This is a genomic window from Metallosphaera javensis (ex Sakai et al. 2022), assembly GCA_021654415.1.
Classification (GTDB): domain Archaea; phylum Thermoproteota; class Thermoprotei_A; order Sulfolobales; family Sulfolobaceae; genus Metallosphaera; species Metallosphaera javensis.
In genome coordinates this window covers 1,128,851-1,152,062 of sequence record AP024487.1, presented here as the reverse complement: position 1 = coordinate 1,152,062, position 23,212 = coordinate 1,128,851, and the positions used below count along the sequence as shown (strand labels likewise).

The window sequence follows — 23,212 nt, the reverse complement described above, 5'->3', positions numbered from 1 at the left end:
TCAATAAAAAGCATTACTTGTTCTTCCTCTCTATCGCCTTGGCTATCTTCTCCTTAGCCTCGGAAGCTGACCCCCAACCTGATATTTTTACCCATTTATTGGGCTCCAGCTCCTTGTAGTGTTCAAAGAAGTGCACTATCTTGTTCTTTGTGGCATCGTCAATATCATTGACGTCCTTAATTCTGGCGAACGTGGGATCAGTCTTCTCCTTGGGAACAGCTATTATCTTCTCGTCAACACCCTCTTCATCCTTCATATGGATCACGCCCACTGGCCTGGCCTCAATAACCGTACCGGGAAGCAGTGGATAGTTAGTCAATACTAGAACGTCAATGGGGTCACCGTCCTCCTCAAGTGTACCAGGCACGAAGCCGTAGTTAAAGGGGTAGACCATAGAAGTGTAGAGAACCCTATCCACCTTTATTACTCCCTCCTCCTCGTCGTACTCATACTTTATGTTGGAACCACTTGGTATTTCCACAAGAACGTTTACTATATCAGGTGCTTTCTTCCCTGGACCTAGATTCATGATAATCACTTAACTAAGTGGACAATTCCTTAAATATCATTTGTCTTCACTCAAGAGGATCTCCTCCAGCTCTTTCCTAGAGCTAGAGAGGGGTTCCAAAGACCACATCTCCTCCAGCTTTTTCCTGTATGTTTCAATGATCTCATCCACTGAGTAGCCCTGTCTCCTGTATCTAAGCGCCTGCTTATACGTCGCCATCATCTCAGAAAACTTGGCAATTACGCCTTCCAGTGTGTCCCTCCTTTCGTACTCAAGGAAAAGTTCCTTCCCCACACCCAGCTCTTCCACCGCCGATAGTTCAATCTTCTCCTTGGTAGCCCTATCAGTGAACCATTTGGGGAGATCTCCAATTAGGCTCTCCCCAACGTCATGAAAGAGTGCTATCACTGAGGCGTGATCTGGGTTCACGTTATGTCCCTTCTCCTTGAGCTTGGAGGCTATAACGTAGGCAATGACACTGGCCTCAAAGCTGTGGGATGCCACGGTCTCTCCTATGCCCGGCGGGACTCCCCTCTGCATCCAACCGGTTCTCACAAGGTTCTTACACCCTACGATGAGTCTTTCAAGTCTCATGTCCCCACCTCCCTAAGCAGAGTCGTTAGGGTCTCTATCATTTCCTCCATGGAGGACGTCCAGAACCTCACCATAGCCTCCTTACCAACCATTCCCCTGTCAAAGATCACGTTGGGAATCCTGCCAAGGTTTTCATGAACGTGTTCCACTATCCAGCTCATGGTTTTCCCCTCCGGACCCTGGGGCTCCAGTTCCCTGTGAACCTCCACAACTTCATATCCAATTTTCCTGAACGATTCCACGATCTTGGGGTCATATCTGATGTTAATGAGCGTATTTCCGGTTCCCTGCGTGGTTATTATTGATAATAGTAGCCTGGCTGTGTGGGTGGGGTAGCCGAAAGCCACCGGGAAACCCACTCTCACCCTTCCTCCCCATTCTCTAATAATCCTTCCCCTGAACGTGGCTATGTCATCAATTCCTGTAACGTATCTGGGATCAATGGAGTGCGCTAGATTGGACTGAACCTCTGGTATTAGAAGATGGAAATTTCTCTCCCTTTCCACGAACTCCGCAAACTTCTCCATTTCCTCCATCACCTTGGTCTTCATGGCCAACTTCTCCATGGGGACCAGAGGGTCAACCGGTCCAGTCCCACCTCCTATCTCGAGCCCATATCGGATACTTTCCTCCGTCACGCTCTTTGCCAGCCTAACAGCCTCCCTGACATGAAATCCCTTGGCCAGCATGCCAGCAATGGTTGATGCAAAGATGCTCCCAGTCCCGTGGGTGTTCCTATTGCTCAACCTTGGTGAACTCAACTGGATAACCTCCTCACCGTCGTATAGGACGTCAATGCTCTCTGCCGAATTAATATGACCTCCCTTTACGATAACGAAGGGTACCGAGAACTTCTCGTGAATGAGCTTGGAGGCGGTGATCTGGTCCTTCAGTGTTTCCACCCTCATCCCCACGAGTGTACCAGCCTCTATAGCGTTAGGCGTTACCACCATCGCCTTGGGAAGGAGGAAACGCTTGAAGGCCTCTAGGTCTGCGATCAACGTGGTACCATCCTTCGCGTGAATTACCGGATCCACAACCAACGGCAAATTCACCATCTCAGACACTACGCTCATTTGTTCACGGTTAACTATCATTCCTGTCTTAACCGAGCTTATCTTGAAGTCGTCAAGAAGAGCTTCGATCTGTTTCCTAAGGGAACTGGGGTCCACAACCACTACGTCCCTGATCCCTCGCGTATTCTGAGCAGTGATAGCAGTCACGGCTCCGACCCCGTGAACGCCTATGGACTCTAAGACCTTAATGTCGCTCTCCACCCCGGCCCCTCCACCACTGTCGAAACCTCCGATGGCCATGACTACGGGCTTTCTCACTCTCTCTTCACCCTCGTGTTCCCAGCCACAACCCAGAACTCTCCATCGTCCCTAACTTCCAGCTTCCATATACCTGTGGTATGCTTCACCAGCTCTATGGCCTCCTTTACGGCGTCAATTGAATCCTTCCTTCCGCGCCCTATGGTCATGATGAGGATAACGTCATCCCCTGGCTTCATGTTATCTATGGCGTGGATGATCTTAATGTTCAAGACGTCCTTGTATTTGTTCTTTATCTCATTTTCTATTTCACTTAACCTGCTCTGGGTATAGGAATCGTATGCCTCATAAACTAGGTTCTTAACTTCGTGACCCTCAACAATTCCCTTCACGAAACCTACGTAGATTATCATGGATCCGGCCTCAGGAGGTGCGGTAGCCCTGAAACTCCTTATCTCGTCTAGGATGTCCAGTTTCCCTCTCCTCAGATCTCCGCCAGCAGGCGGAGGAAGTACCGCCACCTCATCTCCATCCCTTATCTCCTTAACATTTGTCTTTCCATTCACGAGGAAGAAGACCTTTACGCCTGATATCTGTCCCTGAAGAAGTGCCTTGAATCTGGCTCCATATTTTGTGGCCAGTTCGTCCACAAGGCAATCCAGCTCACTGCAATGGGTCTCTAGCTCCTCAAAATCCTTCCCCGTGATGTCCTTAACTAGCGCGAAGTATCTGACCCTGATCTTCATTTTCCCCAAATAGTCATACGCGTTTTTAAGTACTTGATGATAACCCAACCAGTTTGATGTAAAACTTTTTTCTTATGAAGCCTTCAGAATACTCATGAAATATCAAGGGGAAGTAAAACTTAACGTAGACAAGGCAACCATTTGGGGTATTCTAAGCAATCCTGAATCCGTTTCCTCGTGTTTTCCTGGGATAAAGAGTATCACGAAGGAAGGAGATTCGTACAAGGTGGTCGGCTCAGCTGGAATTGGCTTCATCAAGGGTGAGTACAAGGCAACCGTGACCTTCACCAATGTTAATCCCATGGAAAGTATGACCATAAGCGCCAAGGGTACAGGACTGAACAGTAATGTGGACATCGTGGCTCAAGTGAAGGTCGATGATGGGAAGCTAAGTTACGACGCCGAGGTGAAGGTTGCTGGGGTTCTTGCCTCAGTTGGGGCCAGATTGATGGACCCCGCGGTGAACAAGCTTATTTCGGATCTTTTTGACTGTATAAAGAACAAGGTAGAAAAGAAATGACAAAGTTAAGCGGGCAGGAGAAGATTAAGAGCGAGGAAAAGGCCCTCTCTTTCTTCTCAGATGAGGGGAATCTCCTCCAATGCATACCCGGGGTTAAAAGTGTAAATGGCAAAAAGTTCGTGATTGAGGCTAAGCTAGGTCCGTTGAGGGCTGAGTTATCCGGTGAAGTAAAGGAGTATGAGGTTAAGGAGCGTCAGGTGAGTAACCTTCTTCAGGTTGATGGCCCTGGTTTAATTGTTTTAATCAGAACAAGGCTCAACATTCAGGGAAGTGACCTACTGTGGGAGGCGGAGTACTCCATGGAGGGCTCACTGGCAAAGGCCTTGATGAACACCATAAGTAAACAGGCAGAGGACGTATCCAAGCAGATAATATCCTGCACTTTATCAAAAATTAATCAATCTTAGTAATAATACCTAGACCCCTGGTCCTGCCCTCTCTGAACACGAATATTTGTCCAGGTTCCACGTACTCCGACCTGAACATAAAGGTCAGCTGGACGTCTGAACTATCTCCTGTTCTCAGAATTCCCTTCTCTATCTTGTTGAACCTCACAGCCTGCCTGATGGTGTGAAGATGAAGAGTGGCCACGTATCCCTCCTTTATGGTGGTTGGATGATGGAGGAGTATAACTTTAGCCCAGAAGCTTCTCACAGCCTTTGGCTTGTTTTTAACTAGTACCATCCCTTTTCTCAGGCTATCCCTTTCTATGCCTTGAAGAGCGAAGGTTGCTATTGAACCTTGGTTCACAGAATCTACAAAAACCCTGTTCAGCTGAATGCTCTTTATCTTAATCTCTTTGAACTCGTTATATTTGCTGGGACCTATGAGCAGGCTGTCGTTAATTGAGACCTTTCCCCTTATCACGGAACCCAGTACCACCGGCCCAACCCCAGGCACGTTGTAGGTTTCATCTATGTACACCAGAGGATCAGACGATGGAGTTGATCTTCTTGGTGGGAGAAGATTGAGAAACTTGATTAGAAGATCTAGACCCTGCCCCGTCACATTGGATACCTTAAAGATGGGAACAACCCTCTTGGACCTTATTCCTATAATGCCGTTAAGTACATCTCCCTCATCCTCTACCTCCATGGCCAATCTGTTTATCCCGGGAATTTTCAGGACTTCCTTCACCTGATTCACTATTTCAGTGGTCCTCGATTCAGGGAACTTATCCACCTTGGTGATCACCACGAAGATTGGAAACCTGAGCACTGTGGAGACTGCCAGGTGTTCCCTCCCCATGATGCTTAACCCATCGTCCGCTCCAACAACAAGCATTACATAGTCGACCTCATATCCCATGAGGCCCTTCAACGTAGTTCTGAGATACCTCTCATGGCCCCCCAGGTCTATGAGCCTAATGGTCTTGGCACTCTTCAGTGTTATCTCCGCCTCATCCGTAGGATCCCTACACTGGGGATTCACCGGGTTGCCTGAGCTGTCAAAGCCCAGCAATCTCATGGTTATGGAGGAAGTTCTACCGCTGATCACCTCGTGCAGGTATCTTGCAACTGCGCTCCTGAGGGAGCCGTTGCCGTCATCAAGCTTTCCAGTGATCAATGTGCCAGTTAACGTGCTCTTCCCTGCATTTACGTGGCCCATCACAGCTACGTTTATCTGAATGGGTATCCTGTCCTTGTGAATCCTCACAAGTAGCTCTCCAACGTAGAGGTTGTCCTTTACCTTCACGATTCTCTTATGCGAAATCTTGGCGCTTATCATGGAGGCAACCCTCTCCACGGTATTTATGGTCGCATCCAACTCCTCTTTTGAAAGACCTATGGCCTCTCCCTCATCGCTAACCCCAACCACGTATAGGGCCTCTCCCCCACCCTCCTCAAGCCTGTACTTCATCTGCGTAGCTAGCTCCTGAAGTCTCTGTTCATTGAGATTCGATAGAATAAGTTTATATTCTATCTTCCCAATATCGTTCTCTCGTGGAAACCTCATACCTTAGATACTCTAACTATACTATGCGTAATAATACCAAATTAAATTTTGGTTGATGACCATGGAACCACAACTGATAATGGATCAGGTCTTTAAGTGTCCCGTGTGTAAGAAGGATACTTTTCAGGCGAAGGACTACCTGTACGAGACTCCTACGGGTAAGTTGATTCTCTCGTATTGGGAGTGCACGGATTGTCATTATCTCTACAGGGACGTTAAGCCATACGAGACTGGGATTCCTGTGGAGTTATCCCTCCTTGTAACTTCGGAGGAGGACCTTTCATCCCTGGTGTACAGGTCTGCTTTCGCCGAGCTACATATTCCTGAGCTTGGAGTAGAAGTGATTCCAGGTTCATCCTATCAGGGAGCAGTGAGCACGGTTAGGGGGCTCCTGGAAATAATCATGGATAACATGGGATCCCTATGCAAAAAGAAAAAATGCGACAAGATCAGGGAAGCTATGGATGGAAAAATTCAGTTCACCTTAATCATAAGGGATTCGTCTGGAACGAGTTTCATAAAAAACGATAAAGTTAAGGTCACTCGACCTTTATATCCTTCCCAGTAGCTACGGCCTTCTTCTTCATGACCACTTCCAGTACTCCATTCTTGTAGTTTGCCTTTGCGGTGTTCTCGTCCACCGGCGCTGGGAGTTCAACTTCCTTGTAGTACTTCTTGTCCTGAGAGTTGGCTGAGATGACTAGCAGATCGCCGTTAACCTTGACCTTTATGTCGTTCTTGTCCACTCCTGGGACCTCAGCTACTACCCTTATTTCATCGTTCTTCTCTATTACGTCAACAAGGGGTTCCCTCTCCTCGCTGAGGAGTGGTCTGTTGCCCAGTCTCTTCACGTTACCGAACTCCTCCACTACGGGTTTCCCGTCGGGTCCCATTGTTACCTTGAATCCGTACACGTAAGGTCCATAGGTTTTCACTTCTCCCTTCTCAGCTGCCCTAAAGAACTCCCTCTCCATCGCCTCGAACTCTTCTTCTATTTGCCTTACGAGATCATCAAAGTAACTAAATATATCCTTTGATCTCTTGGTGGGCATGGTCGATCACATTTAAATCTTTGATTGAGAAAATATAAAATTTTCGCCTAAAGTTTAAATTGCTTTAATGTGTTTCTTGAACCAGTTCTAGGAGCAGTCCCATGACGCTCTTGGGATGAACAAAGGCCACGAGGTGTCCCCTAGCCCCCTTCCTTCCGTTCTTATCGATTAAGGTCATTCCCCTGCTCTCAAGGTCCCTCAAGGAGGAGTTGATGTCCTCAACCTTCACTGCAAGGTGGTGCATGCCCTGTCCCCTCGTCTTCAGGAACTTTGCCACGGTATTGTTGCTGTCTTCGTGGTTCATGGGCTCCATCAGCTCGACGGAGGCAGTTCCATCCTTCCCCGTGAGGAAAGCTACCTTTATCCCCCTATCTGGCAGATCTTCCCTATGTACCAGTTTCATTCCTAGCTTTTCGGTATACATCTTAATGGCTTCCTCCAAATTTTCAACTGCGATTCCCACGTGATCTATATCTAAGGTCTCCATGGGATCTGTGATGATTTTTCCTATATAAGTTTAAGTAAAAAGCAAAGGTTATATACTGTATAAGCAAATTGTACCAGGGTATTTCCTGATGGTTACTCAGGAGAGGGTTAAGGAATGGGAAAGCAAATATCTGCAACCGTGGATATCTAAAAGAAAGGAGAGAAAAACAAAGTTCACCACTCCCTCTGGAATAGAGATAAAGACCCTTTACACTCCCCTTGACCTAAAGGGAGACTACGAGGAGAAGATTGGCTTCCCTGGAGAATATCCCTACACCAGGGGAATTTATCCAAACATGTACAGGGGGAGGATATGGACCATAAGACAGTATGCGGGTTTCGGCTCTGCAGAGGACACCAACGCCAGGTTCAGGAAACTCCTTGAGGCTGGACAGACTGGACTCAGCACAGCCTTTGATCTCCCCACCCAGCTGGGCCTGGATCCAGATAATGAACTGGCCTACACTGAGGTTGGAGTTGTTGGTGTCTCCATGTTTCACTGGAGAGAGATGGATATAGTTACTAACCAGATCCCCCTGAACAAGGTATCCACATCCATGACCATCAACGCCACGGCTATGGAATTGCTCTCCATGTATGTGGCGACCGCCGAGAGCAGAGGAGTGAGTCCTGCGGAAATAGACGGAACCGTTCAGAACGACATCCTGAAGGAATACATTGCAAGGAAGAACTACATTTACCCCCCAGAACCTTCCATGAGGTACGCCATAGACATCATTGAGTACTCCTACAAGAACATACCCAAGTGGCACCCCATCAGCATCAGCGGTTATCACATAAGGGAGGCTGGGGCGGACGCTGTTCTGGAGGTCGCCTTCACTCTGGCGGATGGTATAGAATACGTCAGGAAAACATCGGAAAGGGGTATTCCCGTTGACGATTTTGCCCCCACTCTCTCCTTCTTCTTCGCCGGATATACCAACCTCTTTGAAGAGGTTGCAAAGTTCAGGGCTGCTAGAAGGATGTGGGCCAAGATAATGAGGGATATGTTCAATGCAAAGAAGCCAGACTCCATGACGCTGAAATTTCATACGCAGACCGGAGGTGCAGAGCTGACGGCCCAACAGCCTGAGATAAACATCATTAGAACCACGATTCAAGCTCTGGCTGCTGCACTGGGCGGTACCCAGAGCCTTCATGTGAACTCATATGACGAGGCGGTCGCTCTCCCTAGCGAGAAGGCTGCCAAGATAGCAATCAGGGTACAGCAAATAGTGGCGTATGAGAGCGGATCCACTGAGACAGTTGATCCCCTAGCGGGGTCATACTACGTGGAGTGGTTAACGGATGAAATAGAGGAGAGGGCATGGAAAATAATCGAAAGGGTGGAAGGCATGGGCGGGATGATGAAGGCGGTTGAGAAGGGATTCCCGCAGGCGGAGATAGCTGAGAGCGCTTACAGACTTCAGAAGAAGATAGAGGAAGGGGAGATGATCAGGGTAGGAGTTAACATGTCCTACGAACCTGATTGGATAGGGACCACGGAGGTGTTCAGGGTAAATCCAGAGGTGAGGGAGAGGGTTCTCACAAGGTTAAAGCAATATAAATCTGAAAGGGATCAGATTAAGGTGAGGGACTCCCTAAACGCCTTGAGGAAGGCTGCAGAGAACCCGTCGGTCAACCTGTTCCCCTACGTCTTGGACGCCATAAAGAAAGGTTGCACCGTAGGAGAGATAAGCTCCGCCCTCAGGGAAATCTGGGGAGAGTATAAGGAGCCAATTATTTTCTAACTCTTCATCTTGGAGAAGAGCTCGTGTAGCTCAAAGTACTTCTCCTTTTTTGATACAGGTGCCTCAGGGTTAGATCTCACCACGTCCCATTTGTCCCATGGAAAAATTATCCACTTCCCAACCTGTTCCCCAAAGTAGTCCGGTATCTTCCTAGACCAAGGTTTGACGTAAAGAGTTGCAGTCCTGATAAGCCTTGGCGAAAACATGGAAATCACGTTGGTAACTGCCTCTAGTGTTTCCCCCGTATCCGAGACGTCATCAACCACAAGCACCTTCTTGTTCTCGAGGTCGTTCACGTATACTGCCCTTATCACCGGCTTGCTCTCGGTCTGGTTCACGTCTCTGTAGAATTTTATATCTATATACTTTATATTTTTCATGTTTAGGATGTCAGCAAAAAGCTTCGCGGGGATCACGCCTCCGGTCAGAATAGCCACTATCACATCTGGGTAAAAGGATTCTGTTGCCATCCTCTTGGCAATGCGAAATATCTGCTCCTCAATATCATCCCATGTGGGACTGAAGAACTCAACCATTGATCATCACCAGCGGAACTTCCAACTCTTCTCTAAGCAGGCCACCGTGATGGCCTTTAAGTCTTGTGTAGCCTGATTTCTCCCTGAAGTTGAAGAAATACGAGGTATAATCCAGGGGTACCCCCACGAAATCTGGCATGCTCTCTGGGACTCTGTTGCCTCCCAGTAGCCTGAGGGTCTCATCCCTGTCAAACACCTTCAGGTTATATCTGGTCTCTAGGAACACCTTCAGGTCGTACCTGGATTTCAGGAAGAGGGCCCTGGAGTCGCCGTAAGGGGGGATCTCAAGCATGTTCATGAGCTCAAGGTCCTTATCTACCTCAATCCTCTGCGTGGTGTCCACTAGACCGTGATCCGCAGTTATGACGGCAGTGTATTCCTTCCTCTCCTTGAAAAGCGAGTAGAACCTCATGAAGATCTCCCTACAGGCAGACTTAACCGGGTCAGTATAGGGCCCGTACTTGTGGGCTAGGGAGTCTATATCGGGGATGTAAGCGTAGATAAACCTAATTCCCTTGTCCATGAGCTGTTTGAGCGATTCGTAAGCGTCCCAGACGTTGAGATAGGTCCTGGTCTCCTGCGTGGTTCCCTGGACGGTAGTGGTGAACTGGCTGTTTTCAATTCCCTGGGGCAGAACCGATGCGGTGCCCTCCTTCACCTGGGAGAGGTAACCCTTAGCCTCAGGAAAGGCCTTCTCAAAGGGGAGCCCATCCGAAAGGCTATCCCTTTCGTTCATAGTAGGGTGGGTATACCTGAGCACGTTTATTATTCCCCCAAGCCTCTTTACGTATGTGTTATAGCCTAGGATACCATGTTCTGCCGGAGTCTTGGCCGTGAATATTGATGCCAGGGTGGCAGAGGTCGTGGATGGGAAGACACCGTGTATCCTTATTGCCTCCTTCACTTCCCCGAGGGAGTTTTCCATGATGTTCCATCCGAAGCCGTCGAGGATGAGGAGGACCAGCTTCTCACCTGTGAGGGAATAGCTGGTATTGCACTGAACCTCGACTCCAAGCCATTTGGCGATACCGCATCCCAGGGAATAAAGGTTCTTGCTGTAATCGGGGTATACCAATGACATACGATTAGTGTTAAAACCCCATTTTATTAAAATACCTACATGCCAATATCAGAAATTTTGGTGACCATGTCCTACGTGGCCATAGCTTTCATTGCAGTGGGAGTTGCTCTCTCAGTCGTGGTGTGGCTGGGGCAGAGGAAGTGAAAGCATGTACGACGTGGCCATTGTGGGCGGTGGTCACAACGGCCTAGTTGCTGCATCTTACCTGGCCATGAATGGGCTAAAGGTTGCTGTATTTGAAAGGAGAAATATTGTGGGCGGTGCCTCAGTTACGGAGGAGTTATGGCCTGGCGTTAAGGTTTCCACTGGCGCTTACGTCCTGAGTCTTCTCAGGCCCAGAATCGTGAGGGACCTCAACTTGGAGAGGTTCGGGCTCGAGGTGATAACCAAGGATCCAGGGCTCTTTGTCCCATTTGGAAAGGGAAAATCGCTGTACATATGGAACGACCTGAAGAGGACCCAGAGGGAGATAGAGAAATTTTCCAAGAGGGATGCGGTGGCATATGAGAAGTGGCTGAAGTTCTGGGATCCCCTTTATGAACTTACCGATTTCCTGATGTTATCCCCTCCTCCCTCATGGGAGGATTTAGATGGCTTGATTTCCCTCGTAAGGGGACAGAGTCTTGACCTCTCAAGTCTGGCCTTCTCCCTGCGGTCAATTGTTCAGGACGCGTCATCCCTTCTTGACGAGTTCTTTGAATCTGACGAGGTTAAGGCGGCGCTTGTGGAGGACGCAGTGGTGGGGACCATGGCATCGCCCTCCACCCCAGGAACAGCCTACGTCTTGGCTCACCACGTCCTGGGAGAGGTTAATGGGGTGAAGGGTTCATGGGGTTACGTAAAAGGAGGAATGGGCGGTGTAACGCAGGCCCTGAGAAGGTCAGCAGAACACCTTGGAGTGGATATATTCACCGGGGCAGAGGTCGACAGCATACTAGTGAGGGGTGGTAAGGCTGAGGGTGTGATGCTGTCCAGCGGGAAGGTAATTCACTCTAAGGTGGTTGTCTCTAACGCTGATCCCAAGACCACATTCCTTAAACTTCTCAGGGACGCAGAGCTAGAGGAGGACTTCCTCAGGAAGGTCAAGTCCCTGAAGAGCAGGGGAGTCTCGTTCAAGATTGTTGGTTTCACTGAGGAACTTCCCGATTTCGGAAATGGTTCCACCCTGGGCCCGGAGCACGTGGCGTCAGAACTGATTCTACCCTCAGTTGAGTATGTGGAGAGGGCCTTCACTGACGCCAAATCCTTGGGCTATTCCAAGGAGCCTTGGCTTTCCATAAACATACAGTCCTCGGTTGATCCCACTGTTGCCCCTCCTGGCAAGTTCTCCTTCTCCATTTTCGGCCAATACTTGCCATATTCCAAGAACTTGGATGAAATGAAGGAACTGGTGTATCAGCTGTCCATGGAGAAAATAAGGGAATACGCACCCAACTTCAAGCCCGTCAAGTATGAAGTCTTAACCCCACTGGACATAGAGAGAAGGTTTGGAATAACCGAAGGAAACATATTCCATCTGGACATGACACCAGACCAGCTATACGTTTTCAGACCCCTTCCTGGACTTCATGACTATACCACTCCTGTTCAGAGTCTGTACCTGTGCGGTTCAGGTACCCATCCAGGTGGAGGCGTCACAGGAGCTCCTGGCTTTAATGCAGCCCAAAAGATATTGTCTGACCTCAAAAGTAACAAGATAGGCTAAACCGTTTTTACTCCTGCTTATATATGCCTGTGACAGAAATATCTTAATGAGCTATATCGAGACGATGCTAATTCTTTTTATAGCACTTGGTATTATAGTCTACATACTTATGGGTCTATTTAAAAGATTTACTACCAATTTTACCACCAGTGACAGAGCGTCGCAGGTTCAGATGAAATCCAAGAAGAAAGAGGAGGAGGAGAGAAAAGCTTCCTGGGACGACATTGGAGGCTACGAGGACGTAAAAAAGGAGATAAGGGAGTACATCGAATTTCCCCTTAAGAACAAGGATATAGCCAAGACCTATGGGCTCAGGCCCCCCAAGGGCGTGTTACTTTTCGGTCCACCAGGTTGTGGTAAAACCCTCATGATGAGGGCTCTTGCTGGCGAGGCCAAACTGAACTTCATCTATGTGAACGTCAGTGATATAATGAGCAAATGGTACGGGGAAAGTGAGGCTAGGCTCAAGGAATTGTTCGCCAATGCCAGAAAGAACTCTCCATGCATTCTCTTCTTTGATGAGATAGATACCATTGGTGTAAGAAGGGAAACTCACAGCGGGGATTCAGTCACTCCCAGGTTGCTTTCTTTGATGCTTTCTGAAATCGATGGGCTTCACAGCGACGATGGAGTAATCATAGTTGGTTCCACGAACGTACCACAGACGCTGGATAAGGCGTTGCTCAGGGCTGGCCGGTTTGATAAACTGATTTTTATAGGTCCTCCCAACAAGCAGGCCAGACTGGAGATACTCAAGGTTCACTGTGCAGGCAAGCCTCTTGCCCCTGACGTTGATTTAGCTAAGATAGCGGAAATGACGGAAAGGTATAGCGGGGCAGACCTAGCTAACATTTGCCAGGAGGCAGCAAGAAAAGTAGCTGTAGAGGCCCTGGAAAGTAAGACTGAGAGGAAAATAACCATGCAGGACTTCATGGAGATCATTCAGAGGTACAAGCCCAGTATCACTCTTCAGATGCTTGAGGAGTTCGAAAAGTTCAGGCTGGATTACGAAAGAAGATCTAGGAAATCAGAAGATGCGAAGGAAGGAGAGGACAAGATAACCTTGGACGACATTGGTGGCTACACCAAGGTAAAACAGGAACTTAAGGAACTTCTTGAACTTCAGTTAAAGTATGCCAGGCTAATGGAGCAGATGAAGGTTCCACCCATCAGGGGGCTCCTGCTCTATGGTCCACCAGGCGTAGGGAAGACCATGATGGCGAAGGCGTTGGCGAAGACCTTGGACGTTAAGTTGATTTCAGTTAGCGTCGCAGAGATCATGTACAAGGGATATGAGGGGGCTGTTGCTACCATCAAGGAAGTGTTTAACAGGGCAAGGGAGAATAGACCGGCCATAATTCTGCTAGACGAGCTCGACGCAATTGCCTCCAAGAGAACGCAGAGAGGTAACGGAGAATCTTCCAAGATCGTGAATCAGCTGTTGACTGAGATGGATGGAATAAGAAACCTGAAGGAAGTAGTCGTTATTGGTACCACTAACAGGATAAAGGTAATAGACCCAGCACTACTCAGACCAGGTAGATTTGACATTGTTATAAGGATGGGTCTTCCCAACTTGGAAGAGAGACTGGATATACTGCAGAAATACCTGGGTAAGGAGAGTTGCGAAGAGGTGGATTGCAGGAAGGTAGCGGAGCTTACCGAGAATTACACCGGCGCAGACTTGGCTGCACTGGCCAGGGAAGCCAAAATTAGGGTACTCAAGGATATAATAAGGGGACAGACTGAGAGGAAGTTAACCAAGGAAGACCTGATGGAGTCTCTCAAGAAGGTAAAGCCTTCCACGTTGATAAAATCCGTTGAGAAAGCGAAGAATCAGGAGTAACCAGCACGTTCTTTATCACTGAAACCTTATTCAGATCGATACTTATTCTATCTCCCTCAAGATTAAAGGGTGGTATACTCACCTTCTCGCAGAAGTTCAGCGATGAGGCAATGTCCACGTTCCTGAGCTTGTTTCTCACGTCCAGGAAGAGATAGGCTCTTCCTGTACAAACCAGCAACATGTCCAACGACGCAGCGCCAAGGTTCCTCGTCTTGTAATTTCCCTCTATGGACGAAAGCACTTGGGTTATCTCCCTAAGTTTATTCCTATCAAAGTAGGGAAGAACTATCCTCTGCTTAGGAGAAGGCACACTTTCTATCCTCTTCCCATTTATGTACGCTCCAGTTTCATCATAGGAGTAAGTCTTCCCAGAGAATATCTCACCCACTATGCCAGCCACAGGGGTTCCCTGAGACGAGTAGACTGAGATTGATACAGCAGCCCAGGTTATGCCGTTAAGGAAATTGGTACTTCCATCTAGGGGATCTATTACCGCAACGTACTCTGACCCTTCTCTCCTTATGGTACCAGTCTCCTCAGTGACATAAGTCATTGAAATACCTGTCTCATTTAGCTTCTCCAGCACAAAGTCTTCCGCAAGCTTATCTATGACCTTTGTTGTGTCATCTCCATGAGTTCCCAGGACCCTGTCTATTCCTTCCCTTCCGCTCATTTCCCTAAGATATTTGGTGGCCTCTGCTGAGATCTTTTCGAGGATATTTCTCATCATGTTTTACCTTTTCTTTCGTTCAGATAGTTATAAGCTGAATGTGCGGCCACTGCACCCATGGCTGTGGATGTAGCCACTTGTCTAAATCCTATCCACTTATCTGTACAATCTCCGGCTGCGAATACACCTGGAAGATTTGTCCTTGTCCACTCGTCCACCTTTATGTAACCCTGTTCATCCACCTCCAGTCCGTTGATCTTAGCGAACTCCGTTGGTGGCTCAAACCCTATCTCCACGAATATTCCGTTGGCGTCAATTTCCCTAGTCTCACCGGTTTTGAGGTTCTGTACCACAACCTTCCTGACGAGCTTGTCTCCCTTGATTTCCTTGACCACGGAGTTAAGTATTAACTCAACGTTTGGCTTCTCCTTGACCAGCTTCACTATAATGGGTTGAGCCCTAAACTCATCTCTACGATGGACAAGGTAGACCTTAGTGGCGTATCTGCTTAGTAATTCAGCTCCATCAAGTGCAGAGTTTCCTCCTCCCACAACCACCACAGGCTTGTTCTTGAAAAGGGGAGCGTCACATACAGAGCAGTAGGAGACGCCCCTTCCGGTAAACTCGTTCTCTCCTGGAACGTTAAGCTTCCTCCTCTTTGTGCCTACTGCAACGATCAGAGTGGAAGCCCTGAACTCTCCCTTTCTCTTTGTCTTGACCACGTATTCCTCTCCTTCCCTTCTGAAGGACTCAACCCTGTCCATGAGAACAGGTACTTTGTACTTCTCTACATGGGCATTGAATAACTTAATCATTTCTGAGGCTTGAACTCCAATGAGACCGAGATAGTCATCCACTTCGCCTGCCTCGGTTAGTTGACCTCCCGGGGTCTCCCCTATTACCAGGGTTTTCAGCATGTACCTAGCTCCATAGAGCGCAGCGCTATAGGCTGCTGGACCAAGACCAATGATGATGGTATCGAACTTCTCATTTGGGTTAATATTAGTTGAGCGTGGAATGAGACTCATAAAGTTCAACTACCTCTCAAAATATTAAATGTTGCCTTCGCTCCTGTTTAAACTTTTTCTTATAAAAACAATCTAAACACCTGTATAGGGTTGTGGGAAACAGAGTTTTAGGAAACGTGGTGAGATTGGCTCACGTGATGAACGGGCTCACTTAATCTCATTTATTTTAACTCACGATTCTATCAACTTCAAGGATCATGAGAGTACTGCTGATTACAGGTAAACTAGCCAAACCCATCCTGGAAGAGGCAGTTAAAAACATGGGAGATGAGGTTTCCATTCTAGCACTGGATTATCCTGTGGCATCCTTAATGAGCATCAGGTATATCCTGGAAAGGTTGAAGGTTAGAAAGGAGTCGCTATCTGGGTACGACTATCTTATCTTGCCTGGACTGGTTTACGGTGATGCGAAGATAATAGAAAAGGAATTGGGAATTAAAACCTTTAAGGGAACGGAGAACGCCTGGGACGTGGTGAGGGTGATAGAGGCACTGAGGAATGGCGTTGAATTATCCACCATATATCCCGCTGATGTAATCCTCAATACATCCATGATTGAGGACGCTAAAAAGATCTTGGAGAGGGTGGAGGCTGACGGCAATTACGTGTTCGATGTAGGCTTCAAGGTTCCGCTCCGTCCCCCACCATTTCGACTTCTTCTGGAGCTAGACCCGTCACATCCACTGGATAGATGGATCCATGAGATTGAGAGAGTCAAACTGTATGTAGACGGAGTGGTGGTGGGCTTTCCCGTTGGGTTCTCCGACTTAGGTGAGGTTAGGAGGAGGGTAAAATCCGTGAGAGACTTAATTCCGGTAGTGGGGATCGACAGCGATTCGCCATATGTGTTGAGGGAGGGGGTTAGAGAGGGAGCCACCCTAGTCTTCAATCTTAACGAGGAGAATATTGAGAAACTGGAGGAACTCAGGAAGGACTCCGCGTTCGTAGTGGCACCATTTTCCACTGAGAACAGAGCAGAGTTGACTGTGAGCTTAGTTAGGAGAGCTAGGCTCAAAGGTTTTGAAAGGCTCATTGCTGACCCGGTTCTCTCCCCACCTCTCATGGGCTTTACCGAAAGTATAATGGACTACGCGAAGTTGAGGACAGTCCTACCAGATACTCCACTTATGATGGGGACACTGAACGTAACTGAGTTAATTGATGCCGATAGCCATGGGGTGAATTCACTGTTGGCAGTGATGGGAATGGAACTGGGTGTATCAATTTTACTTACCATGGAAAAGGGTAAAACTAGGTGGAGCGCATGGGAGCTGAGGGAAGCTACCAAGATGGTTTCTGTGGCCTATTCCCAGGGAAAGGTTCCTAAGGATGTCGGAATTGACCTCCTCATCCTCAAGGACAAGAGGAGATTGAAGGTTCCTCCTCCTCAAGGAAAAAGAATGGTTGCGAGGAAATTGGAACCCGAGATGGATAAAACGGGCTTCGCGCACATAGTCCTTGACGATAGGAGAATTGTGGTATCATTCACGGGCAAGAAGGAGGTTTCAGTTGAGGGAGAGGATGGTCTCCTAGTGGGAAGAACGCTTCTCAGGGAGGTTGAGGGGATCTCACCTGAGCATGCACTCTACATAGGCTATGAACTAGCAAAGGCCGAAATTGCGGGTCATCTGGACAAGAACTACGTTCAAGATAAACCACTTGTGAGGAGGATAGGCCTTGAGAGTTATAGTGCCCAGAGTAACAGTACTGAACAGTGAAGGCTACAGGGTTTCCATAGCCCATTATCCCCTTCAGGACTCAGGGGAGTGGGTAGATAGGATACGCAACACCATGAGGATTTCATCGTGCGATAGTCCGATTCCTTGTTATTCCCTGATCTACGGTGGTATTATACTCTTTCAGGGGGATAGACCGGTATGGAGAGGGGAATATAACGGTTACTTTTCCATAACTAACAGTTTATGCAAGGATAGCCTCGATCAGTTTGTGGCGAAGGTTGATAGGGGAGAGGATGCCTGTTTGAAGACTGAGGAGGGCACGCTTACTATCTTGGGGCAGTGCCAGTCATGTTACAAGGTAGATCCCATTGGCCTCAGGATGATAGTGGATTAGGTTAAGGGTACTCTATCAAGGCGTAGGAGTCCGATCCCTCATATATCTTCACAAATACTTTGAAATTATTTCCTAGTTTAGTAAAGATCTGTTTAGCCATCTCCATACCTATGTATTCAACCGTGGGATAGGGAGCGTCAATCAATTTCACCTCCACCTTGAACGGTGACGTTATACTGATCTTCTCCATGTCCCTTCTGGGAATTATGAACTTGTGATCCCATGAGGAGATAGCGTCTCTCACTATCTCCCTCAACTGGTTGAAGTCCACCACAAATCCGTTCTCCTCGTGAACCTCCCCTTCAACTTCTACAGTGACCCGATAGGTATGCCCGTGAAGCTGATTATCCTTGGGGGAGGAAAGTGTGTAATGAGCAGAATCTATGGAGAAACCCTCTATACCTACTCTTACCTTCATTGAATTTTCACCATGTTCTTCTCAAAGTGTTCCCACAAGGCCTCTATTAAATATCTAATCTCATCACAGATGGACTTGATGTCTGGGTCCATCCTTATCCTCTCGATGAGCTTATTCACGTTGACCAAGTCCTGAAAGCTCCCGGAAGCTATTGTCCTTCCCTCAAAGGTCAACCTTTCCCCCAGTGAGGTATTGCCCCCGTATTCCACAAGTCTATAGATGGTGAAGGTAAGCGAGTCCAGATCACCTTCAAACTCTCCCATCCTTCCCTGAATCTCCCTTTTGAGAGTTCTAACCTGTTCCCTCACAAGTTCCACGAGGCTATCCACCACCTCAATTCTGGATCTGAAGGTCTCGTTCTCCAGTAAAGACCTGAACTCTGTGCTTTCTAGACACTTGGAATTGCACGGAACGTCCATCTCTATAATCTCCATCTTCATGGACGGTCTTGATGACTGGTAACGCTGAATCCAGTAATCCATAACTTTATTTCACTTTCTTTAAGACTTTAAACATGACCGTTTGGGAATTTATTGCAGATTTATCCGAATCCATCTTGGAACATTACGGAGAGAAACTAAGGGGCTTAGCATTCCTTCCCCACGATCCAGTATTAATGTTAGTAGTTCTGGATGGCGTGGATCAAATATCGTTCCTTGCCAGGGGGCAAATATTTCAATATTTCTATAAAAAGCAGAGAAAGCATGATAGGGTCAGAAAAATGGTCGCGGAGAGCGGATCCGATCCCTCAGTCATAGGAATAGTCATCAGTCCCAATGAGCTCAGTCACCATTACCCCGTTGTTCTCAGCATCCTATCTGCAGGATATATCCTTTATGATCCCAGTAATATTTTCAAGGAGAAGTGGAAAGTGGTGGACTACCTTGGGAAAAAGCTAATTGATGTGAAAAACATCAAGAAAGGGGAGGTAGTTGAGATTTGAATAACAGCGCCCTTGCTTCGGAGTATCTTTTGAGGGCTACAAGGACATTGAAGGAGAGCACCGATGCCTTCAATGACGGCGACCTTTACTACACAGTAGTGAGATGCAAGGAGACCCTTGAAAACCTGGCATCAACGTTGCTTTCCCTATATGGAGTTGTGACCGCCAGTGGTTCACCGGTCGACGTTTTGGGTTATCTGGCGGAAACAAGGGACATTGACCACCCCATCAAGGCAGTGATTTCCGAGATTCAAGAAGCGTGGAGGGAGATTGCACCCATGACCTTTCTAAACGAGTCGCCAACAAAGGCACCATCGGTTACCGCAAGACAAGCTGAGGTTAGACCCCTCCTTGAGAAGGTCACTTCACTCTTCGATAAAACGAGGGAGATATTCGATGGATTCCACAATTGATCTAGATAATTTCGCTTGTTCCAGCAATCCTCTGGAGGCTCTGGAGTACCTCCTTGGAAAGGAAGTGGTGTTCTCCATATCAAGGGATAGTCCCTTCCTTCCTATAATAAGGACCAAGTATAAAATCAAGGAAATATCCAGGGAAGGTGATATTATATATTTCAAGATCAGTTCCGATGGCTCAGGTTCTATGACGAGGTAAGAAGGCAATTTGGCTTCTCGGTCAGGGCTGACTACATTTCATCTCTTTTGCTCAATTTGCGTATAAGGGAGGACCTAGAGTATAGGCTCGCGAATATTCTGGATGGAAAGGATGTAGCCCTAGTCGGAGCTGGACCTTCCTTAAGCAACGTCAAGGAAGTGAGAGGGGACGTCATAATCTCGGCTGACGGAGCCACAAATTATCTAGTTGAGAGGGGTATAATACCGGACGTAGTTGTCACGGACCTTGATGGCTTGATGAGCTTTCCAGATTCCCTCTACGTGGTTCACGCTCATGGAGACAACCTTCCCTTTCACTGGAAACTCGACCTGATGAAGAGCGTGATAGGAACTACTCAGGTTTACCCCTTTGGGAGGTTGAAGTTATACGGTGGTTTCACAGATGGAGATAGGGCCTTCGTCCTTGCCAAGACCTTTAACGCGAGATCGATCAGGCTTTACGCCATGGATTTTGATTCCGACTACATAGGCATGTATTCTAAACCCTTTCTAAGGAGTAACGTTCCCATGACTCACATCAAGAGAAGAAAACTCAACATAGCAAAAGAAATTATTCATACCCTAACTAGGAAAGATTTATAAAAATTGGGAGTTGTTTATTAGTGTGGGTAGAGGGATGAGTGTTCTCCACTAGAAGAGTCAGGATATTTGATACAACTTTACGTGATGGGGAGCAGGCACCTGGAATAGATCTTACCATTGATCAAAAGGTAAGGATTGCAAGGCAGCTTCAAAGACTTGGAGTGGATGTCATAGAGGCTGGGTTCCCAGCTTCGTCTGAGGGAGAGTTTATTGCAACCAAGAAGATTATTGAGGAGGTCGGAGACTCAGTAGAGGTTACGGGGCTGGCTAGAGCTAACAAGGGTGATATTGATAAAGGCATAGAGGCAGGTCTTTCCAGTATTCACGTCTTCATTGCAACCTCGGATGTACATTTGAAATACAAACTAAAGATGACAAGGGATCAGGTTATAGATAGAATTTACGAATCTGTTAGGTATGCAAAATCACACGGTCTTATAGTGGAGTACAGTCCTGAGGACGCTACTAGGACAGAGGAGGAGTTCCTGTTACAGGCCGTAAGAACCGCAGTGGAGGCAGGAGCTGACAGGGTAAACATACCTGATACTGTTGGGGTGATGCACCCCTTCAAGTTTCAGGAGCTTATCAAAAAAGTGGTTTCAGTAGCCTCCGGAAAGGTCATAAGCGTCCATTGTCACAATGACTTTGGTCTGGCCACTGCCAACTCCATAGCAGGAGTGATGGGCGGTGCCAGGCAGGTCCACGTTACGGTAAACGGTATAGGCGAAAGGGCCGGAAACGCCTCACTGGAGGAAGTAGTGATGGCCCTCAAGAAACTACTGGATTACGAGGTTGGAGTCAAGCCTTGGTTGCTTTATGATACCAGTAAACTCGTGTCTGAACTGACTGGCGTGCCTGTTCCGTTCTTCAAGGCCGTAGTGGGGGACAATGCCTTTGGCCACGAAGCGGGCATTCACGTGCACGGAGTTATAGAGAATCCACTCACCTACGAACCCATGTCGCCTGAGGAGGTAGGTAATTTCAGGAGACTTGCACTGGGTAAGCACAGCGGAATACACGGACTCAGGAAAATCCTTGAGGACCAGGGCATCTATCTAGATGACGAGAAATTGAAAGTAGTGCTGAACGAGGTAAAGAAGATGGCTGACACGGGTCACAGGGTAAGCGCCGAGGACGCCAAGAGGATAGCATCTAGATTTTTGAGCTCCTGAGAGACTTTTCACCTCATGATAAAACTTCATGGACACTCAATGATTTCCTTGGATGACCTTCTGGTCATTGACCCGCACGATGGCGGAAGCATAGGCCTTGCTAAACCCAGCATTAGGCGAGCCGAATATGTCTTCATGACCCATGATCATTACGACCACAATGCCTTTCAAATAATGGAGAGTAAGGAAAGAAGAACCGGTTTCGTCGGAATTTTCACATCTTCAGGTTTTACGCTTCAAGGAATCCAAGTTAATCATGATAGAAATAACGGTAAATCACGCGGTAAGACAAGCATATACATTGTGAAGAGAGGGAATCTGTCTTTTGTTCACATGGGGGATATAGGGGAATATCCAAGCGAGAGTCTACTCAAAAACCTGTCAGCTGATGTCTTAGCCTTACCTGTGGGAGGGATAATAACAATAGATGCAAAGGAGGCATCGCAGCTCGTTAAGGAGATCTCCCCATCAGTGGTAATTCCCTTGCATTACTGGGTTAAGGGACACCTAATGCCCTTGGATCCACCAGATAATTTCCTGAACTTTACGGGACTCCAGGTTTACTCAGAAAGAGAGATAGACGAAAATAATTTTAAGAAAGGAATTTACTTATACAAATCTTAAATTTTTACAACTTCATTCTCTCTACTCTGGCAACAGGAACTGTCTCCTTACTCATCTCGTCCTTTACCATCTTCTCTATGGCTTTCCTTATGGCCTCACTCCTGTTGAGACCATACCTTATTGCATACCTGTCCAATAACTCTAGTAGATCTTCTTCTGCCTTGAATGTAATTACTCTCATTGTAGACCTAATACATATCTTGTATCGATAAGGTTTAAGTATATTCTGTAGCGGTAGTACCATCTTCCTACTTCAAGAGGAGTACTTAATGAGCAAGATTAATATAATAGGAGTCCCTATACTTTTTATTAGAGGAAAATACAGTGCCAACCATTCACCTTTCCATTCCCGAGTGGATGTACGAGGAGCTCAAGAGGAAAGCTGAGGATATGGGAATTCAGGTTACCGATCTTGTTAAGTTCTACATAAAGAATGGTATGGAGGGAGGCAACCAAGAGTCTTCTAGGAGTGAAAATACAGAGAAACTTGAGGAGTCAGTGGCCTATCTGGAGGCTAGGGTGGCACAACTTGATCTACTTGTAATGGAACTGGTAAGGAAATTGAAGGTCATAGAAGAGGGAGAGGAGGACGAGCAGGTAGAGATAGATCAGACCTGAGGAGTAATCGTTTTAATTTTGTCCACGATAAGTTACTGGGCCTATGGGATTGTGACCCTGGGTTCCAGGGAAGGATGAGCATAGGTGGGTCCCCTTTATACTAATAAGTGATGTAGCAGAGACGTTCTGAACAATGAGGAAAAGAAAAAAAGCTGATTACATTGAAATAAGGGTTACCGTTCTAATTATGTTCGGGTTTCTCCTAATCTGACTGATTGTCCTGTTAATGTCGTCCAAATCCTTTCCTTCAATTTCTACCACAACGTCGTATTCTCCATATACTGCGGTCCCGTCCTTAACCCCCTCAAGTTTTTTTAATTCATTTAAAACTTCTGTTTCTTTCCCAATGGATGTAATTAATAACACATATGCTTTTAGGCTACCCATACATTAA

General features: G+C 47.3%; 30 protein-coding genes. 15 read left to right on the top strand and 15 right to left on the bottom strand.

What is annotated here, in order from left to right; all coding sequences use genetic code 11:
• Positions 1-13: 13 nt before the first annotated feature.
• Genes ppa through QVC96_RS06725 form a run of 4 tightly spaced genes read right to left on the bottom strand, consistent with a single transcriptional unit; the run spans position 14 to position 3,122 of the window.
• Positions 14-529 carry an inorganic diphosphatase gene (gene ppa / locus QVC96_RS06740; protein ID WP_287690347.1) on the bottom strand — a complete coding sequence of 172 codons (516 nt, stop codon included), beginning with the start codon at positions 527-529 and terminating at the stop codon, positions 14-16.
• A gap of 36 nt (positions 530-565) precedes the next feature.
• A complete protein-coding gene (locus QVC96_RS06735) occupies positions 566-1,102 on the bottom strand; it encodes an HD domain-containing protein (protein WP_287690345.1) in 537 nt (178 codons plus the stop codon).
• Positions 1,099-2,436: a bifunctional hydroxymethylpyrimidine kinase/phosphomethylpyrimidine kinase gene (gene thiD, locus QVC96_RS06730; protein ID WP_287690344.1), complete on the bottom strand. Its 1,338-nt coding sequence runs from the start codon at positions 2,434-2,436 to the stop codon at positions 1,099-1,101. Before thiD ends, QVC96_RS06735 begins: the two co-directional genes overlap by 4 nt.
• Positions 2,433-3,122: a MoaD family protein gene (locus QVC96_RS06725; RefSeq protein WP_287690342.1), complete on the bottom strand. Its 690-nt coding sequence runs from the start codon at positions 3,120-3,122 to the stop codon at positions 2,433-2,435. Before QVC96_RS06725 ends, thiD begins: the two co-directional genes overlap by 4 nt.
• 94 nt (positions 3,123-3,216) lie before the next feature.
• Between QVC96_RS06725 and QVC96_RS06720 the strand changes: the two genes are divergently transcribed.
• A complete protein-coding gene (locus tag QVC96_RS06720) occupies positions 3,217-3,642 on the top strand; it encodes a CoxG family protein (protein ID WP_238025487.1) in 426 nt (141 codons plus the stop codon).
• The gene (locus QVC96_RS06715) at positions 3,639-4,049 is read left to right on the top strand and encodes an SRPBCC domain-containing protein (RefSeq protein WP_287690341.1); all 411 of its coding nucleotides are present in this window, start codon (positions 3,639-3,641) and stop codon (positions 4,047-4,049) included. The genes QVC96_RS06720 and QVC96_RS06715 overlap by 4 nt, the downstream gene beginning before the upstream one ends.
• On the opposite strand, the gene QVC96_RS06710 is transcribed toward QVC96_RS06715, so the two are convergent.
• On the bottom strand, positions 4,036-5,598 hold the full coding sequence (locus QVC96_RS06710) for a GTPBP1 family GTP-binding protein (RefSeq protein ID WP_287690339.1): 1,563 nt from the start codon (positions 5,596-5,598) through the stop codon (positions 4,036-4,038). The genes QVC96_RS06715 and QVC96_RS06710 overlap by 14 nt on opposite strands.
• 61 nt (positions 5,599-5,659) lie before the next feature.
• On the opposite strand from QVC96_RS06710, the gene QVC96_RS06705 reads away from it, so the two are divergent.
• A complete protein-coding gene (locus QVC96_RS06705; RefSeq protein WP_425597984.1) occupies positions 5,660-6,166 on the top strand; it encodes a hypothetical protein in 507 nt (168 codons plus the stop codon).
• Here the strand turns inward: QVC96_RS06705 and hsp20 are convergent.
• Both hsp20 and mce read right to left on the bottom strand, forming a co-directional pair.
• Complete coding sequence (gene hsp20, locus QVC96_RS06700) at positions 6,138-6,650, bottom strand: archaeal heat shock protein Hsp20 (RefSeq protein ID WP_238025481.1); 513 nt, start codon at positions 6,648-6,650, stop codon at positions 6,138-6,140. The genes QVC96_RS06705 and hsp20 overlap by 29 nt on opposite strands.
• A 64-nt stretch (positions 6,651-6,714) precedes the next feature.
• Positions 6,715-7,137 carry a methylmalonyl-CoA epimerase gene (gene mce / locus QVC96_RS06695; RefSeq protein WP_238025480.1) on the bottom strand — a complete coding sequence of 141 codons (423 nt, stop codon included), beginning with the start codon at positions 7,135-7,137 and terminating at the stop codon, positions 6,715-6,717.
• An 88-nt stretch (positions 7,138-7,225) separates the two neighbouring features.
• Here mce and QVC96_RS06690 point away from each other — a divergent pair, with 88 nt between their 5' ends.
• Complete coding sequence (locus tag QVC96_RS06690; protein WP_238025479.1) at positions 7,226-8,887, top strand: acyl-CoA mutase large subunit family protein; 1,662 nt, start codon at positions 7,226-7,228, stop codon at positions 8,885-8,887.
• Here the strand turns inward: QVC96_RS06690 and QVC96_RS06685 are convergent.
• Together QVC96_RS06685 and QVC96_RS06680 are read right to left on the bottom strand one after the other, a co-directional pair.
• Entirely contained in the window at positions 8,884-9,423 is a 540-nt protein-coding gene (locus tag QVC96_RS06685) for a phosphoribosyltransferase (RefSeq protein ID WP_238025478.1), read from the bottom strand. The two genes, QVC96_RS06690 and QVC96_RS06685, sit on opposite strands and share 4 nt — an antisense overlap.
• Positions 9,416-10,504: an alkaline phosphatase family protein gene (locus QVC96_RS06680; protein ID WP_287690336.1), complete on the bottom strand. Its 1,089-nt coding sequence runs from the start codon at positions 10,502-10,504 to the stop codon at positions 9,416-9,418. The genes QVC96_RS06685 and QVC96_RS06680 overlap by 8 nt, the downstream gene beginning before the upstream one ends.
• 148 nt (positions 10,505-10,652) lie before the next feature.
• Between QVC96_RS06680 and QVC96_RS06675 the strand changes: the two genes are divergently transcribed.
• Together QVC96_RS06675 and QVC96_RS06670 are read left to right on the top strand one after the other, a co-directional pair.
• Complete coding sequence (locus QVC96_RS06675; RefSeq protein ID WP_287690334.1) at positions 10,653-12,209, top strand: phytoene desaturase family protein; 1,557 nt, start codon at positions 10,653-10,655, stop codon at positions 12,207-12,209.
• Between the two features lie 46 nt (positions 12,210-12,255).
• Positions 12,256-14,055, top strand: a complete 1,800-nt coding sequence (locus QVC96_RS06670; protein WP_287690333.1) for an AAA family ATPase — start codon at positions 12,256-12,258, stop codon at positions 14,053-14,055.
• On the opposite strand, the gene QVC96_RS06665 is transcribed toward QVC96_RS06670, so the two are convergent.
• Entirely contained in the window at positions 13,994-14,782 is a 789-nt protein-coding gene (locus QVC96_RS06665; protein ID WP_287690331.1) for an inositol monophosphatase family protein, read from the bottom strand. The two genes, QVC96_RS06670 and QVC96_RS06665, sit on opposite strands and share 62 nt — an antisense overlap.
• On the bottom strand, positions 14,782-15,753 hold the full coding sequence (gene trxB, locus QVC96_RS06660) for a thioredoxin-disulfide reductase (RefSeq protein WP_287690330.1): 972 nt from the start codon (positions 15,751-15,753) through the stop codon (positions 14,782-14,784). Before trxB ends, QVC96_RS06665 begins: the two co-directional genes overlap by 1 nt.
• 197 nt (positions 15,754-15,950) lie before the next feature.
• Here trxB and QVC96_RS06655 point away from each other — a divergent pair, with 197 nt between their 5' ends.
• Both QVC96_RS06655 and QVC96_RS06650 read left to right on the top strand, forming a co-directional pair.
• Entirely contained in the window at positions 15,951-17,471 is a 1,521-nt protein-coding gene (locus tag QVC96_RS06655; protein WP_287690329.1) for a dihydropteroate synthase-like protein, read from the top strand.
• The gene (locus QVC96_RS06650) at positions 17,431-17,826 is read left to right on the top strand and encodes a hypothetical protein (RefSeq protein WP_287690328.1); all 396 of its coding nucleotides are present in this window, start codon (positions 17,431-17,433) and stop codon (positions 17,824-17,826) included. The genes QVC96_RS06655 and QVC96_RS06650 overlap by 41 nt, the downstream gene beginning before the upstream one ends.
• Position 17,827: 1 nt before the next feature.
• Here the strand turns inward: QVC96_RS06650 and QVC96_RS06645 are convergent, their stop codons facing one another.
• Together QVC96_RS06645 and QVC96_RS06640 are read right to left on the bottom strand one after the other, a co-directional pair.
• On the bottom strand, positions 17,828-18,244 hold the full coding sequence (locus QVC96_RS06645; protein ID WP_287690326.1) for a 6-pyruvoyl trahydropterin synthase family protein: 417 nt from the start codon (positions 18,242-18,244) through the stop codon (positions 17,828-17,830).
• Positions 18,241-18,726, bottom strand: coding sequence for a hypothetical protein (locus tag QVC96_RS06640; protein ID WP_287690324.1), 486 nt, complete (start codon positions 18,724-18,726; stop codon positions 18,241-18,243). Before QVC96_RS06640 ends, QVC96_RS06645 begins: the two co-directional genes overlap by 4 nt.
• A 32-nt stretch (positions 18,727-18,758) precedes the next feature.
• Between QVC96_RS06640 and QVC96_RS06635 the strand changes: the two genes are divergently transcribed.
• From QVC96_RS06635 to QVC96_RS06610, 6 genes are read left to right on the top strand one after another with little or no spacing between them, the layout of a single operon-like run.
• A complete protein-coding gene (locus QVC96_RS06635; protein WP_287690323.1) occupies positions 18,759-19,187 on the top strand; it encodes a hypothetical protein in 429 nt (142 codons plus the stop codon).
• Positions 19,184-19,600, top strand: a complete 417-nt coding sequence (locus QVC96_RS06630) for a hypothetical protein (protein WP_287690321.1) — start codon at positions 19,184-19,186, stop codon at positions 19,598-19,600. The genes QVC96_RS06635 and QVC96_RS06630 overlap by 4 nt, the downstream gene beginning before the upstream one ends.
• Complete coding sequence (locus QVC96_RS06625; RefSeq protein ID WP_287690320.1) at positions 19,584-19,802, top strand: hypothetical protein; 219 nt, start codon at positions 19,584-19,586, stop codon at positions 19,800-19,802. Before QVC96_RS06630 ends, QVC96_RS06625 begins: the two co-directional genes overlap by 17 nt.
• Positions 19,757-20,404: a 6-hydroxymethylpterin diphosphokinase MptE-like protein gene (locus QVC96_RS06620; protein WP_425597988.1), complete on the top strand. Its 648-nt coding sequence runs from the start codon at positions 19,757-19,759 to the stop codon at positions 20,402-20,404. Before QVC96_RS06625 ends, QVC96_RS06620 begins: the two co-directional genes overlap by 46 nt.
• A gap of 38 nt (positions 20,405-20,442) precedes the next feature.
• Positions 20,443-21,576 (top strand): isopropylmalate synthase, encoded by a 1,134-nt coding sequence (locus QVC96_RS06615; RefSeq protein ID WP_287690319.1) that lies wholly within the window; start codon positions 20,443-20,445, stop codon positions 21,574-21,576.
• 39 nt (positions 21,577-21,615) lie between these two features.
• The gene (locus QVC96_RS06610; protein WP_287690318.1) at positions 21,616-22,200 is read left to right on the top strand and encodes an MBL fold metallo-hydrolase; all 585 of its coding nucleotides are present in this window, start codon (positions 21,616-21,618) and stop codon (positions 22,198-22,200) included.
• 4 nt (positions 22,201-22,204) lie between these two features.
• Here QVC96_RS06610 and QVC96_RS06605 read toward each other — a convergent pair whose 3' ends face one another.
• Entirely contained in the window at positions 22,205-22,381 is a 177-nt protein-coding gene (locus QVC96_RS06605; protein ID WP_012020583.1) for a ribbon-helix-helix protein, CopG family, read from the bottom strand.
• A gap of 143 nt (positions 22,382-22,524) precedes the next feature.
• Between QVC96_RS06605 and QVC96_RS06600 the strand changes: the two genes are divergently transcribed.
• Positions 22,525-22,818, top strand: a complete 294-nt coding sequence (locus QVC96_RS06600) for a hypothetical protein (RefSeq protein ID WP_238025447.1) — start codon at positions 22,525-22,527, stop codon at positions 22,816-22,818.
• 156 nt (positions 22,819-22,974) lie between these two features.
• On the opposite strand, the gene QVC96_RS06595 is transcribed toward QVC96_RS06600, so the two are convergent.
• On the bottom strand, positions 22,975-23,205 hold the full coding sequence (locus QVC96_RS06595) for an Lrp/AsnC ligand binding domain-containing protein (protein WP_238025446.1): 231 nt from the start codon (positions 23,203-23,205) through the stop codon (positions 22,975-22,977).
• Between the last annotated feature and the right edge of the window lie 7 nt (positions 23,206-23,212).